General features: G+C 41.7%; 12 protein-coding genes. 1 reads left to right on the top strand and 11 read right to left on the bottom strand.

Going from position 1 to position 14143, the window contains the following annotated elements:
* Positions 1-17: 17 nt before the first annotated feature.
* The 10 genes from V7O67_RS11570 to V7O67_RS11525 form a co-directional block, all read right to left on the bottom strand.
* Entirely contained in the window at positions 18-1988 is a 1971-nt protein-coding gene (locus V7O67_RS11570; protein WP_406670046.1) for a glycoside hydrolase family 15 protein, read from the bottom strand.
* Entirely contained in the window at positions 1985-2794 is an 810-nt protein-coding gene (locus V7O67_RS11565; RefSeq protein ID WP_406670044.1) for a V4R domain-containing protein, read from the bottom strand. Before V7O67_RS11565 ends, V7O67_RS11570 begins: the two co-directional genes overlap by 4 nt.
* A gap of 47 nt (positions 2795-2841) precedes the next feature.
* Positions 2842-4038, bottom strand: a complete 1197-nt coding sequence (locus tag V7O67_RS11560) for a glycoside hydrolase family 57 protein (protein WP_406670042.1) — start codon at positions 4036-4038, stop codon at positions 2842-2844.
* Positions 4035-5165 (bottom strand): alpha-amylase, encoded by a 1131-nt coding sequence (locus V7O67_RS11555; protein ID WP_342304695.1) that lies wholly within the window; start codon positions 5163-5165, stop codon positions 4035-4037. Before V7O67_RS11555 ends, V7O67_RS11560 begins: the two co-directional genes overlap by 4 nt.
* Positions 5162-6049 carry a mechanosensitive ion channel family protein gene (locus tag V7O67_RS11550; protein ID WP_406670041.1) on the bottom strand — a complete coding sequence of 296 codons (888 nt, stop codon included), beginning with the start codon at positions 6047-6049 and terminating at the stop codon, positions 5162-5164. The genes V7O67_RS11555 and V7O67_RS11550 overlap by 4 nt, the downstream gene beginning before the upstream one ends.
* The gene (locus tag V7O67_RS11545) at positions 6046-6759 is read right to left on the bottom strand and encodes a DUF432 domain-containing protein (RefSeq protein ID WP_342304697.1); all 714 of its coding nucleotides are present in this window, start codon (positions 6757-6759) and stop codon (positions 6046-6048) included. The genes V7O67_RS11550 and V7O67_RS11545 overlap by 4 nt, the downstream gene beginning before the upstream one ends.
* Before the next feature lie 24 nt (positions 6760-6783).
* The gene (corA, locus tag V7O67_RS11540) at positions 6784-7848 is read right to left on the bottom strand and encodes a magnesium/cobalt transporter CorA (RefSeq protein ID WP_342304698.1); all 1065 of its coding nucleotides are present in this window, start codon (positions 7846-7848) and stop codon (positions 6784-6786) included.
* Between the two features lie 65 nt (positions 7849-7913).
* The gene (locus V7O67_RS11535) at positions 7914-9080 is read right to left on the bottom strand and encodes a glycosyltransferase family 4 protein (protein WP_342304699.1); all 1167 of its coding nucleotides are present in this window, start codon (positions 9078-9080) and stop codon (positions 7914-7916) included.
* A gap of 26 nt (positions 9081-9106) precedes the next feature.
* Entirely contained in the window at positions 9107-10084 is a 978-nt protein-coding gene (locus V7O67_RS11530) for a DUF4921 family protein (RefSeq protein ID WP_406670040.1), read from the bottom strand.
* Position 10085: 1 nt separating this feature from the next.
* Complete coding sequence (locus V7O67_RS11525) at positions 10086-11885, bottom strand: glycosyltransferase (protein WP_406670038.1); 1800 nt, start codon at positions 11883-11885, stop codon at positions 10086-10088.
* Between the two features lie 232 nt (positions 11886-12117).
* On the opposite strand from V7O67_RS11525, the gene V7O67_RS11520 reads away from it, so the two are divergent.
* Positions 12118-13143 carry a CNNM domain-containing protein gene (locus tag V7O67_RS11520; protein ID WP_342304701.1) on the top strand — a complete coding sequence of 342 codons (1026 nt, stop codon included), beginning with the start codon at positions 12118-12120 and terminating at the stop codon, positions 13141-13143.
* Between the two features lie 213 nt (positions 13144-13356).
* On the opposite strand, the gene V7O67_RS11515 is transcribed toward V7O67_RS11520, so the two are convergent.
* Positions 13357-13971, bottom strand: a complete 615-nt coding sequence (locus V7O67_RS11515; RefSeq protein WP_342304702.1) for a MarC family protein — start codon at positions 13969-13971, stop codon at positions 13357-13359.
* Positions 13972-14143: the final 172 nt, after the last annotated feature.

Below are 14143 nucleotides of genomic sequence, written 5' to 3'. Positions count from 1 at the left end.
ACTTGCAGCAGGTAGTTTCAGATACTCTTATTAGACAGTTTCTTCTGGAGTTTGTCAAGCAGGAGAATGTTGTCAAGCATCAATGCACAACTCCAGCTAAGAGGTATTGCCCATGCAGGTCTACCTGTATATTTGTTGACCTGTTCTGGAAGCATTCCTGCTCCCGTAGCACCTTTCAGTGACCATTTGATATACTTTAAGGCATCATTGGTCAATGTTTTTAGTTCTTCTTTTTCATTGTCCTTATCATCAATGACAATTGCCATCTCAAGTAATGCCTTTGACAGCCACAGGGTTGTGACTATCCAGGGATTGCCATCGATATACTTATCGTCCACATATCTCTTGATCCCAAAATGATCATTTACAGGCACCCTGAGCTGTTTCTCAATATTCTTTATTATGGACTCTATCATCTCTTTTTCTTTTTCGTCGCTTGCTGATAGCATATTAAAAGGAACGAAGGTGCCGATTATACTTGCATCAATAGCTGTGTCGACTTTTCCGTGGAGTATTCCGCGGGCAAAATAACCTTCATCAAGCCACAATTTGTCGATGGTGGTACTCTTGATAAACTCAGCTCTTTCAAGCCAGCGGTCAGCAAGTCCTTTTTCATTATAATCCCTTGCCATGCGTGCAGCACCCACCAGGCCGCCATAAATGGCAGCATTGGTGTAGGTAAAAACACCCTGGTAAGTTTCCCAGAGGCATATGCAGGGCTCATGCATCCCGTCAGGTGTCCTTCTCATAAGGTATTCGGCAGCTGAGAGTACAGTTGCCCAGATGTTGTCAAGGAACTCCCGTTTAAGTATGGGCTCAAGACTCTCATAGTACTTTTCCATTGCAAAGAGCGTGGAACCGGTCTCATCGATCTGGGTTGAGAAACTGAAGTTACCCCATGAGGAACCTACGTTGCCATCAAGCCAGTAGCGCTGAAACCAGGAGCCATCAGGAAGCTGGGTATTCTTGCACCATTTGAAGAAACGCTCGCAATACTCAGGATATCCTGCATTGAGAAGTGAAATAACAATCTCCGAGCTATCCCTGTTCCAGCAATATCCATAACCTCCACTTTTCTCAAAATCGTGATCAAACTCAGGTGATGCTACAAAGGAACCTTTGCTGGAGTCATTGAGTATACTTAATGCAAGCAATGAGCGGTTAAAAGCTTTGAACAGGTCCTGCCTGAATGTTTCAAAACCAGGATATTCAGGTATTTCAAGAAGTTTTTTCTTTGATAGCCATTTGATCGATTTCTCCTGTGTCTCATTGTACATGTTCTCAACAGTTTCATTCTGCACTTCTCGCATCCGCTTGTAAAGTGCCGGTCTCCTTGAAGCTGCACCAATGAATACTGTGAACTCAGCAGGCTTTGAATCATCGATATCAAGTCTCCATCCTATAGCATTGTTTATGTTACCGATGTCCTCACGGTTTTTCTGTAGTTCTCCGTCTTCCATGTCATACTTGGCATTAGTCCACCATATGGTATCCATTGCCTTTCCGATCTGCCATTCTTCAAACATAGGGCTGGAAGTTATCCCAACATAGTAATTCTTCCAGTACTGCCCCAGCAGACCGGAATCATAATCGCAGAATGCTGAGTTCTTTTTGTTCATTTCTCCAACCTGGAGGTTTGAGTAATAGAAGAACTTCCCGCTGAATTTTTTCTTAGAACTGATCTTGTATTTACGCACAAGCACCGGTAGGGTAGGATGAACAAAATCTGTGATGTGCATTACAAGGCCCGATTGATGGACAAGCTCAGTGCTTACTATATTTGTATTCTCTATGTATTTCTGCTCTGCTACCCATTCACGGGCATTTGACCATATGAGATCCTTTCCATTATGTAGGCAGGCCTGTGACTCTTCGACATGTTGAGCGAAATCCCTCCCTGGAAAATAATATCCGAATATCTCGCCTTTTTTCCCGACAGTTACAAGTAACCTGTCATTGCCGAGAATTGCATTGGGTTGTCGAATCAATACGATTCTCCCCTGAGTAAATGTTCTATCTTAACGTCTTTTGGGGCAGGTGATACCTGATGTTCACAGAAACCACTGCCCATGCTTTTACATATTGTTTCGCGAACCTGAACTGTTGTATTTAATGATTCAGAAATGTACCCGGCAAGAAAACCGCTGATATATCCGCATGTAGGAACGTCACTTTCTTTGTAGTCATCAGCAATGAACGAGTCACTGATCCTTAAAGTTCCTTTCTTATCCACGGTATTCATTTCGTAGTCAAGAGTACCCCATCCTGCGGCCATAAGGAGTTCATTTAACAGGTCGAGGAAGTTGCTGTCGTTCACATCGATCATATCTCTGAGATATTTAACAACGCCTGCTCCGCTCTTGAGTCCTATTATAGTTAGTAGTCCTTCTGACTGTGGCACGTTTTCATTGATAATATTGAGGATATTCACAAAGGTCTTTGCCCTGATTATAATAGCTCTTTCTCCCAGTAGATGCAGGGGGAATTCCACCGTTTGAACGGCTCTGTTCTTTGAAAATCCCCAGTCCAGGTTAAGTACGACATCCATTTTTCCAAGTTCATCTGCAATACTTTTGATATCCATGCCCTTTTCAACTTCTGTGAAGATCACATACTTGCCTCTTGAAGGATCTTCAAGGCTGTCCAGATATGCAAATCTCATATCAAGTTCTTTCTCCGCAAAAAGGGAAGTTATGTCCGCTTCCGAATGAACGGTGTTCTCATAGGATATCTTGAACCAGACAACTTCTGCTTCTTTATCAATCTTAGAGAACATGTAAAGATCTCTTACCATGCACAACACTCCCGATAAATAATATGGCCTCATGCAATATATTATTATTATTCTGTTTCTGTCAGTATTCTGAACACATGCGACTTGAAATCCATCATCACTGCCATAAAATTCACCGCAGCATCATAGGGTGAGTTATGAATGCTGAAATAAGAATGTACATCCCCGTCGCCCAGCCACTTTGTGCTCATGTAATAGTAATGGTCCGATGTCAACAGATGTTTCCATGTCCTGATGAGTTCTTTGTCACCTGTTGCTTTCACATAGGGTCCGAGCAGTTTTGCTTCTTCAAAACAACGTCTCTGCATATCATTACCGAGCCAGGCGCTGGTGTCTCTTTCAACATCTGCCCAGGAGATTGTTGAGAAATCTCCTACATCTATCTCTCCAACAGGTGTGTAGTTTTTGATAGTCTGGGAAGGGGTAAGGAACCTGACTCCCCGGTCGAGAACCTCGCTGGGCAGCATCTTCAGGAATTCGAATATTCCGGTATCTTCCCATTGGTGCTCTCCGAATGTCTCATAATCCATGAAAATATTGCCTGTTTCCCCGAAACTCCGGGATACCCAGTCTGCCCATTTGTCTGCGGTCAGGGGATATTCTTCCCACCACCTGGATGAGAAACGATATCCTATGTCATCACTCAATTTATAATTACGAAGCAGAACCGATATGTCAGCACCTTTTGCTTTGTATACATGGTCAGGAGACCTGCCATCCATAATACGTTCAATACCCTCTGTTAATATTGCATGGTAACCCATTTCCTTCGCAAAATGGGCCACACTGTTATTGTACAGCATTTCGGTATTCCTGAATATGCGTGGGGTGACACCAAGCAATTCAGACATGAGGTCACGGTGCTCTTTCACTTCTTCTATGAATTCCTCCCATGACTCAAAAAGTGATGCAATGGAATGATAATAGGTCTCATCAAGAAACTCCACACAGCCGGTGTCTGCAAGGTCGCGAAAAGTATCCAGCACGTCTTCACCCCAGCGCTCACACTGGTTCAGCAGAGTGCCGGTGACCGACATACTCACCCTGAAATAACCGTCAGTCTCATCCACAAGTTCAAGCAAGGTCTTGTTTGCAGGAAGATAACATTTACCTGCAACCTTATGGAATATCTCCTTGTTCACAGCTTTATCAAAATACCTGTCAAAACCCTGTTTACTATCAGGCCAGAACCATCTGAGCCTGTATGGTTGGTGAACTTGAAAGAAAGGGCAAATAGAATTCATTCTCCTGCCTCCAGTACTGCACGTTCGATATCCGAAAGTATCGATAGATCGTTCACTGCTCTTTCATACCCAAGGCGTCTTTCTTCCGAGTTCATCTCCAGGAATATCTCGCTTTGTTGAAGATAGCGGTATATCCTGAGCAGCTCCTTTTTCTTTTCCAGATCCTTCACAGTTTTGAGCTGTTCTCCTATGTCTACAAGCTCATGCATGAAGAGGTGTTGCGCATGGTTTCCCAGAAGGTTATGCATGCCATAGCGTGCTGTTGTTTTTGAATCGAGGGATGGCAACTCGGTCATTTTGAACATATCCACAGCTTCTTCAGGCAAAAGCATTTTTATCCCATGTTTTTTAAGACACAAGGGGATATCCTTCAGGAACTTAAGTATTTCATTATTTTTCTTCAGGTGAGTGTTGATGGCATCATATTTTATGTACAGGGTTATCACATCACCATCCATGTTTGCTATCCATGATGCGAACTTGTCGGCTATCAGTGGATATCCGGGCCATGACATATCAGAGAATTTGATTTCCAGATCTTCACTCAGGTTTATGTGCCGAAGGAGTGTGGGTACATGATTGCTGTAAACATGTGTGGGGTCGTAGCCGTTCATGATGTTGTGGGAACCTTCTGATATGAAGCAGTTGAATCCCAGCTCTTTGAGGATTTTTGTTGCCCTTCGTTCAAAAAGAAGTTCGGTGTTCACGAATGTCTTTGTTTCCCTGCCAAAAAGCTCCTTTATCGTTTTTATGTCCATTTCGACCTGTTCCCTGAATTCTTTCATATCAGGGAACATTGAACTTACTGAGTGATAATACGGTGAAGCGGCAAAAGATACTTTTTCCGGGTTCAGTTTCCTGAAACCATCAATTATTTCAGGTGCCCATTTGCATTGTTCAAGGAAAACACCGGACACGTCAAGGGTATATTTTCCTCCATTTTCTATGGATTCTGACAGAGTGTCGTTAAGTGTTTCCACATTATCTGCAAGCTTTGTGAAATTATGGAATGCCTTTTCCATGTCAAAGTATTTTTCAATATGGGCTTCACTATACCCTTCCCGTGGCCAGTACCAGCGAAGGGGCAAGGGCAGATGTACCTCAAAACAAACGCATACGGCTTTCATGTTTCATCCATTCCCGGGTTGATATCGGTACCCATTCCATTTTCCACGTAGTTCGTGCGGATATTCCTTGTATTAAGATCGCTGGCAAACCAGACAGTCCTTTGCGGGAAGGCTATTTCAATACCATTCTCTTCCAGTGTTTTCTTTATGATCCAGAGCAACCTTGTCTTCAGGTCATACCACTCACTTACAGGTGCCCATATCCTCACCAGGATGTTGACTGAATTGTCTCCAAGGTTATCAACAAATATTTCGGGGGAAGGATGTTTGAGTGCAAATGGTTCATTGTCGAGTATTTCCCGAATAATCCCGATTGCTTCATCAGCATCATCTTCGTAACGTATTCCTACAACGTAGTCGAATCTCCTGACTACATTTGCAACATAGTTGGTTATGCTGTTTGTGAAAACAGTTTCATTCGGTATTCTCATGTAAAGGCCATTGTAGGTCCTTATAATAGTAGAGATCATGTTTATGTCTTCTACAAACCCGGAATTGTCATCAATGTTAATCTGGTCACCTATCTTGATTGGCCTCTCGGTCATCAAAAAGATGCCGGAAATAAAGTTGCCTACAATACTCTGGCTTGCAAAACCAATCACAATACCTACCACACCTCCAGCTACCAGAAGGCCGGCAGGTTCGATTTCCAGTATAGGGAAGATGAAGACCAGTATGGCAAATGAAATTATTCCATAGTAGGCAACCTTTAGCAGGATATTGAGGTGCTCCTTGTCCATCTTGTCTTTAAGTGTCCTTTGCAGGTATATTGTTATACCCTTCCCTATCACAATGGCAAAAAAAAGTATGGCTATGACTGTGATAACCTGCAGGAAAGGATCATACGGCACGGAGATGTGCTGCGAAATAGTGCTGTTGCTCATAGCCCGAACTCCATAATTCCTTTGGTTCCGCTGATCATGAGCTTGCGTGAGGTATAAAGCTCCATTGACCTTTTGAATCTTGAGGTCGTTGGATTTGTACTGAAATCAGTTTCAGCCAGGAGTTTATTTATGATTCTCATGGAAGCATTCATAACAATTCTCTTTTTGCCATAGTAGATTTTCATTCCATAGGCATTGAAAACCGCTTTTGTTACCTCCATCAGATGGTTGGAATCATTGATTATCTCAAGTTCTATGTAGCCTTCATGAAGTACATTTGTTTCCGGCATCTTGGTGAATACATCACTTTCCCAGTGCCGGCAGATGAGTCCAGCATTGTGGCTTCCATAAAGTGTGAATTTGACCCTGGAAAATGTAAAAATATCAATAACTTCATAGTTTCCCGCCTTATCTGAAACGAATACTCCGATCTCCACGGGGAAAGTCAGGTATATTTTTTTCCTGTCACCTGGACGTATCAGGGCGGGACGTTTAAAATCTATAAGCAGGGACGATGTGAGTTTGTTTGGCAGATTAACAGGTTCAATAGGATTTATGAGGATGTCACCGTCATTATTAAGCAACACGAGTTCTGTTTCCTCTTCTCCCTCGAACATACGTCTATAGATCAGGTTGTTTCCTTGTTTTTCAACTGTAATTACAGTATCTTCAACTTCCACAGTGAATGGTGGATGGTATGTATCGAACATTTTATATCTGCATCCTTTTTCTGATTATAACCAGTTCTTTTTACGGAAGTACATGTACATAGCTAAGAATATCAATATATTGATGGTCCATACGGCAGGATATCCCCATTTCCATCCAAGCTCAGGCATATTGGTAAAATTCATTCCGTACATACCGGCGACGAAGGTAAGCGGTATAAAGATAGTTGCTATAATAGTAAGTGTCTTCATTACTTCATTCATCTTATTGCTTACACTTGAAAGGTATACGTCCAGTATTCCCGAGAGTACATCCCGATATGTTTCAATCGCATCTGCCACCTGTATCGTGTGGTCGTAAACATCTCTAAGGAACGCGAAGGTCGAATTCTGAAACAGGGATGATTCCGTTCTTTCAAGACCGCTGATCACTTCACGAAGTGGCCATACGGACTTGCGAAGGTATATCATCTCTTTCTTGAGGTCATGAATACGTTGGAGGATTTCAGGGGATGGGTTCTCTATCAGTTCCTCTTCCAGTTCCTCAATTACTTCTCCAAATCTTTCAATTATTATGAAGTAATTGTCAACTATGGAATCAAGAATTGTGTAGGCCAAGTAGTCAGAACCCATGGTGCGTATTCTGCCTTTGGTATTTCGAAGTCGTTCTCTTACGAACTTAAAAGTATCGCCCTCGACCTCCTGGAAGGACATAACATAATTCTGACCAAGTATAATGCTTACCTGCTCGGTCTTCACATCTGTATCACCATCTGCAAACCAGAGCATTTTAAGGACGACATATATGTAGGAATCGTAATCTTCCATCCTTGGTCTCTGGCTTGTATGGACGATATCCTCCATAACAAGTGGATGCAGGCCAAAGTGAGTGCCCAGCTTTTCAATGATATCCACCTGATGGATGCCATCAACGTTTATCCACGAAACAGTTGGATGATCCTTAAAAGGAAAACATTCCTCTACACTTTCAACTACTTTTTCCTGATAAGTATCCTTGTCGTAATCTATTATGGTTATCTTTGGTTTCTCAGTTCTTTCTTCACCAATGTGAACCAAGGAGCCTGGTGCCAATCCAATTTTCTTTGAAACCCTGTTTACCAACTTTCCCATTCATGCCACTCTCTTTTGTTCTTTTTATTCCAAAAAAGGCTGGAAATTGATTTTTGAAAGTACACTTACATGATCATGTTGCTGTATACTTTCACAGTCATTTCAGCTATATTGTTCCAGTTATATTTGGTACCAATCAGCTTCTTGCCTTCTTTTCCAAGCTGGTCATCAGTATAATTGTCAAACACATGCTTGATTCCCCACGCAATGGATTCAGGTTTCTGGTAGACTATGACTCCATCCTTGAAGTTATCTATAAGCGATATCGCATTTGTTGCAACGATATTCTTACTTACATCCCATGCTTCAAGCAGGATTATACCAAATGGTTCATTGCGGCTTGGAACACAGATGAGGTTGCAGGCATTCATCCATTTTTTCTTAACGGATTCATCAACATAACCTAAAAAGTGGCAACTGTCATGAATGTTCAGTTCAGATGCTATCCCTTCACACTCTGGTCTCATCTCTCCTTCACCTATAATGACAAACTTTGCATCCCATCTGCTTGCAAGTACCTCAGGGATGGCCTGTATTAAAAGGTCAGGTCCTTTCTGGTAATTCATCCTTCCCACGAAAAGGATAACAGGGGCGTATGGGTGTATTCCATATTCTGATTTGACCTTGCCAGGGTCCACATCCATTTGCATCTTATTTTCGTGTATTCCGTTAGGTACAATTGATATCTTTTCATCAGGTATTTGATAAAGGTGCTGTATCTCATTTTTGAAAATAGTGGATGTGGCTATTACAAGGGATGATTCATATCCACCTTGCCATTCGCGGTGACTGATCTCCATGGCTTCCCACCAGTTGACATGTTGATTCCCGTTTCTTCCCCATTCTGTGCTGTGATAGGTGATCACAAAAGGAATATTATATTCCTCTTTCAATCTGCATACCAAGTTCACAGGATGCCAGTCATGCACGTGTGTCAGGTCAAAATCGCCAAAAGTTTCAGAGGCATCAACAAAAGCTGTATACATGGCATCACACATGCTGTTCATCTGTTGTATTATGCCACCTTCAAGAGCGTGGTACACACGGTGATAATGCACATCATTGATTATCTCATAGGGGAGCATGTCTTTGTTTCGGGTGAATATATGGATGTCATGTCCCATCAATGCCAGAGCTTCTGATAACTCGGTCACATGAGGGGCCAGTCCTCCAACTTTCACGGCATTAAGGCTTTCCCATGAGAACATAGCTATTCGCATTTTTTCTTTCATTGGATCACTTCTTCTGACATGTGTTCCTATGCTTTCTCCAGCAGGTATTCAACAGCTATTTCCGGAGGCATTGAATTGATGTATATTTCCGTGTTCTTCTCAAAACCAGCTTCAATTGACGTTACCGGTGCTATACGGATGTTGAAATGGTAACTCAGGTCATGTTCTATCTGGAAGAACATGTAATTGTATGCCAGTTCAGGTATTGTCCTGTCCAGAAATGAAACTGCTGTCCTGATGCAGTCTCCAAGGCTCAGGAGCATTTCATCACTAAAGGCTGATATATGATTCACATGCTTTTTTGGAAGTATCCACGTCTCATAAGGCACTCTGGAAAAATATGGCGCTATCAGGATGAAATCAGCATTTTCATATACCTTTCTTTCTTTTCCAGTTTCCTTTTCCACGATCTTACAGTAAGGGCAGTTTTCCAGTTCTTCCATTGCCTTTCTTTCTTTCGTGATGGTGGGGGGTATTATGGGGACGGCTATTAGTTGTGTATGTGTATGTTCAAGAGATGCACCGGCCTTTTTTCCCCAGTTCTTGAACAGGGAGACATATCTTATGTCTTCCTTTGACTGGTAATACATTACCCTGTCCCGATATACCTGCATGAGGAGAAGCAATTCATTATCGGTAAAAAGATTCATCCTGCTTTTGTGAAGGGGGCTTTCCACTATTACTTCATGGAATCCGTACCCAGTTTTGACTTCAAATGAAGCATTATCGAATTCAGGAGCATCAGGGGATAGTGCAGGGTAGAGGTTAGGAATACATCTTACGTCCCAGTCTGTAATGCGTCGTTCATCCGTATCTTTGAGTACCTCGGCATTTTTGTATACTGCTGTTGCAGGAGGTGTCTGGTCTTCATTGCCATGGCAAAAAACACAGCTTGAAGAAATCTTTCCTTCATCACAAGCCTTTGGTGCAGAAGGCCTCTTTCCCCTGTTGGAGGCTATTATGCAATGTTCTTCAAGGAAATAGTGTTTGCGAATCTCTGACATCTTATTTCATCCTTGTACCTGTCAGGAGTTCGTAATATTGCTTTGTCGGTTCTTCCCAGTTCATGTCTCCTGCCAGGAGGTTTGCTTCCTGGCAGAGCAGATTGTACTTGATCTTATCATCGATATAAGTATCAATGAAATAGTCCATTGCAAGGGCATAATCGCTTATTGATTCAAGATATGGAATGTTGATATTGTCTACGACTATCACCCCTCCCATCCCCATGACAAGCCTTTTCAGGGTGCCCAGTGCATCGCTGAAACCACAGATTTTGCTGACAATACTCGGAGTAGCTTCTTTTCCTGCCTCCAGGCCCGTAAGGAGGAAAGGTTCATACCTTGATGGAAAGATACCTGCGATACATCCTGCCATGAATTCCTCGGTTTTCATGTTGAGTCCCCCATCGTTTTCAGAGAGCCATTGGGGATAAAGAACCGCAGTTACATGCCGGTTGCCGTCAGGTATGCGTGAGCATTCCAGCCTTCGCTCTCTTATCATTTGCTGGAGCCTTATTTCTTCACCTATGAGCAGCTCTTCAGGTAAATATATAGGAAAATTATCAGGTGTTTTAGTTTTTGGGCCGTGTGCTGCTACGATGAAACAAATAACCCTGTAGTTCTCGTCAAGATGACCCGCTTCGATCTGTGTCTTTATTCTCCTGTCAAGTATGACCAGCGAATCCAGAAGATCAGGGTATCCTTTGTTCTCTATTTCGATGCGTGATATGGAAAAGATGGGGATTATCCTGTTGGGAGGGATGACTTTGCTGTCATGCACATTATATATCTTCTCAGAGAGGAATTCCTGTATCTTTTCACGGTGCTCTTTCTTCTTTTCCCAGTCGATGTCAATTTGATGGAGGTCTATACCATTGCGCACTACTATGGAATCTATGCCGTAGAACAGTTTTATTTCCTTAAGAGTCGAATCTCCTACCGCAGTGACCACGTCAGCATAAGATGACAGGGATTCAAGTTTTGCAAAATTGACAGGTACGCCACTATCCCATGAGCTGTCTTTTTCCCTGACCTTGCAAATAGAACGATGTCCGGAAGATCTTCCGGGTATTGTTGCATGGTATGTTGCAACAGTCTGGACGTTTATACCTATCTTTTCAAGCCGGGCAGCGGCATAGAATACGCCGAATTCATGGCAGTGAAGTGAAACATGGACAGCTGGCATGAGGGATGCTGCAAATTCAGATATTGCTTTGTCCTCATACTCTTCTGCGCTTTTTTCACGGAGTGTTACAAGTGTTTTTACAAATTCGGAAATAGCATATGAAAGATTAAGGTAATGTGTATACTCTATGCCGTTGTTCATGTTCTCATATGCCATGGAATCCAGGTTAATAAAGTCATATGCTTCTGATTTGATGAAATTGGCAAGGCACATTTCCTGTCCTTTGTATTCTGTGCTGACCCTGCAAAAATCATTTGTCCTGAACATAAGGTGAATTATTTTCACACCATTTACCTGTTCAGTTCCGGCAAAAACATCGATACCTTTCTTTTTTATCTCTTCAATGGTTTCGAAGATCTCACCTTCATCTTCCATTTCTTCAAGACCGCTCATATCAGTTATACGGTTAAGTCCTTTGTTCCAGTCAGCACCGCTGTGGCCATAGAAAGGGCCTGCAACAATAATCGTAGGTGGATTATTTTCACCAATGTCACCGTTGCTCACCAGGCGTGCAAGGTTTGTTGCCTCGGCATCGATGACGTTCCATATCCCACCCATTTTGTTAGATCTTGGCCCTGCTTCTTCACCTGCTATTACGATGAAATTCCTTTCCAGCATTTTCCCTCTCCCTTAAATATCTCCATCTTAAATAGAGCCTCGATTATATATGAAAATATCTGAGAAGAGTTCCCGAATAAAATATTATGTGCCATTTGAAACTGAATTTCACAGGTCATAGAACATTGCACTTAACAATAAAGGCAAAACAGTATTTTTTTCAGAAAGGTTTTACTACTCTTATATTCATATCAAGACCTGAGGGTTAAAATAACACCTTAGCGGAATAATAATGAATGACATAATAATATGGTTTTTAATAGTTCTTTGCCTGATTCAATCTGGCATATTTTCCGGTCTGACAATAGGTCTGTTCGGTCTGAGTCGACTTCGTCTTGAGATAGAGACAGAAGCTAAGAATGAGGATGCAAAAAAAGTACTGGAACTAAGGCGTAATTCTCACCTGCTGCTCTCTACTTTATTATGGGGTAATGTCGGCATCAATGTTCTTCTGACATTGCTGACGGATTCGGTAATGGCTGGCACCTCAGCTTTTATTTTATCTACAGTTCTCATCACAATTTTTGGTGAGATAGCTCCACAGGCTTATTTCACAAGAAATTCCTTAAGACTTGGGTCTACATTATCCCCACTTATCAAATTTTATGTACTGTTGTTGTACCCTGTTTCAAAGCCATCCTCTATGGTTCTGGATAAGTGGCTTGGAAAAGAAAAAATGGAGTTCTTCAAAGAGCGTTCACTCAGGATAATGCTCAGGAAACATATTATTTCAGAAAGTAGTGACATCGATCGCCTTGAAGGGCTTGGAGCTTTGAATTTCTTATCCATAGATGATCTTAAAATCAAGCAGGAAGGTTCTGTAGTGGATCCTTCCAGTATAATTTCCCTGCCTACTTTTAATGGTCTTGTCATATTTCCATCATCTGATGGACCAGAGTTCGAAGAATTGCTGAAAAAAATCGCGTCGAGTTCAAAGAAATGGGTTATAGTTTTGGATGAAACCGATAGGCCTGTGATGGCGATTGACTCCGGTTCTTTTCTGAGGGACGCGATATACAGAAAACCGGAGTTCAATCCGTACCGATACTGCCACCACCCTATAATTGTAAGTGATTCCAATGAACAAATTGGTGATGTACTCCATAAGTTAAAAGTATATCCGGAAGATTCAGAGGATGACGTTATAGATAACGATCTGATACTTTACTGGAACAGGGAAGACCCTGAAAAGATGATCATAACAGGTTCAGATATACTAGGTCGCCTCCTCAGGGGGATAGTCGTAAGGGTTGAATGAGGAAGTCTACCAAAAAAAAGAAAACGCAAAGAAATGTTGCAATTGTGGAGATGACCTTGATGAAATTGTTAGGTTCCTTCCTAAATAAAGTGTTTACAGAAGATGCTTATTGAGTCAGAGCTACCAGTTTATTATCCACACTCTATTAGATTTATGAATCAATTGGATAAAATCATTGTTATTGTTAGACTTTCACAGAGCTAAAAACAGATATCACTGAAATGATGTATAAATATTCCAGATTCCAAGGGCGATGAAATTCACAGCCATTGCTGCCAGTAAAAGTCCCATCAGCCTGGTGAAAACCAGCATTCCGGTATATCCGAGGAATTTATAAACTCTTCTGGAAAAACGGAACAATACTAATGTAATTGCAAAGGTTAGCAATATTGCAATCGTAACTGCAATGTTTTGCAATAATGAAGCTGCACTTCCCATGAGGACAATAACGGTTGTGATAGTGCCCGGGCCTGTTAAAAGTGGAAGGGCGATAGGGAATATCCATATATCACTGCGGTCCATCGATTTGTCAATTTCTGTATCTGTTATGCTTTCACGGGAAACCTTTGCAAGTATCATATCAAAAGCCACAGTGAAAAGTAGTATTCCACCAGCTACTCTTAGTGCGTCAATACTTATTCCGAAGAAATCCAGTATCATTTCTCCGGATATTGCAAAAAATAAAGCAATTGCACATGCAAGAATTACGGATTTTGTGCCAAGTGCATTCTTTTCTTCCAGTGTCATATCAGTTGTCAGTGAAACGAATGTGATAACTACACCAACCGGACTGACTACTGCAAAAAGGGAACTGAATGCGTATATCAAAAATGCGATGTTATCCGTCTTTGTTCCTCCTTCTTGCTCAATCCTCGTATGCTCTTTTCTGTAGATACATAAGATTTGTGGTTATTGGTATCATATAATAAGTTTGAAGGGTGTGCGCGAGTTTGTTTGTGTTATGAATTGTTTGCAGAAATTCTAATATGTTTACTTTTAT

Origin of the sequence: Methanolobus sp. ZRKC4 (assembly GCF_045291305.1) — an archaeon.
In the GTDB taxonomy this organism is placed as follows: domain Archaea; phylum Halobacteriota; class Methanosarcinia; order Methanosarcinales; family Methanosarcinaceae; genus Methanolobus.
The sequence above is the reverse complement of the archived record's forward strand: the minus strand, read 5'-3'. Positions and strand labels throughout refer to the sequence as shown.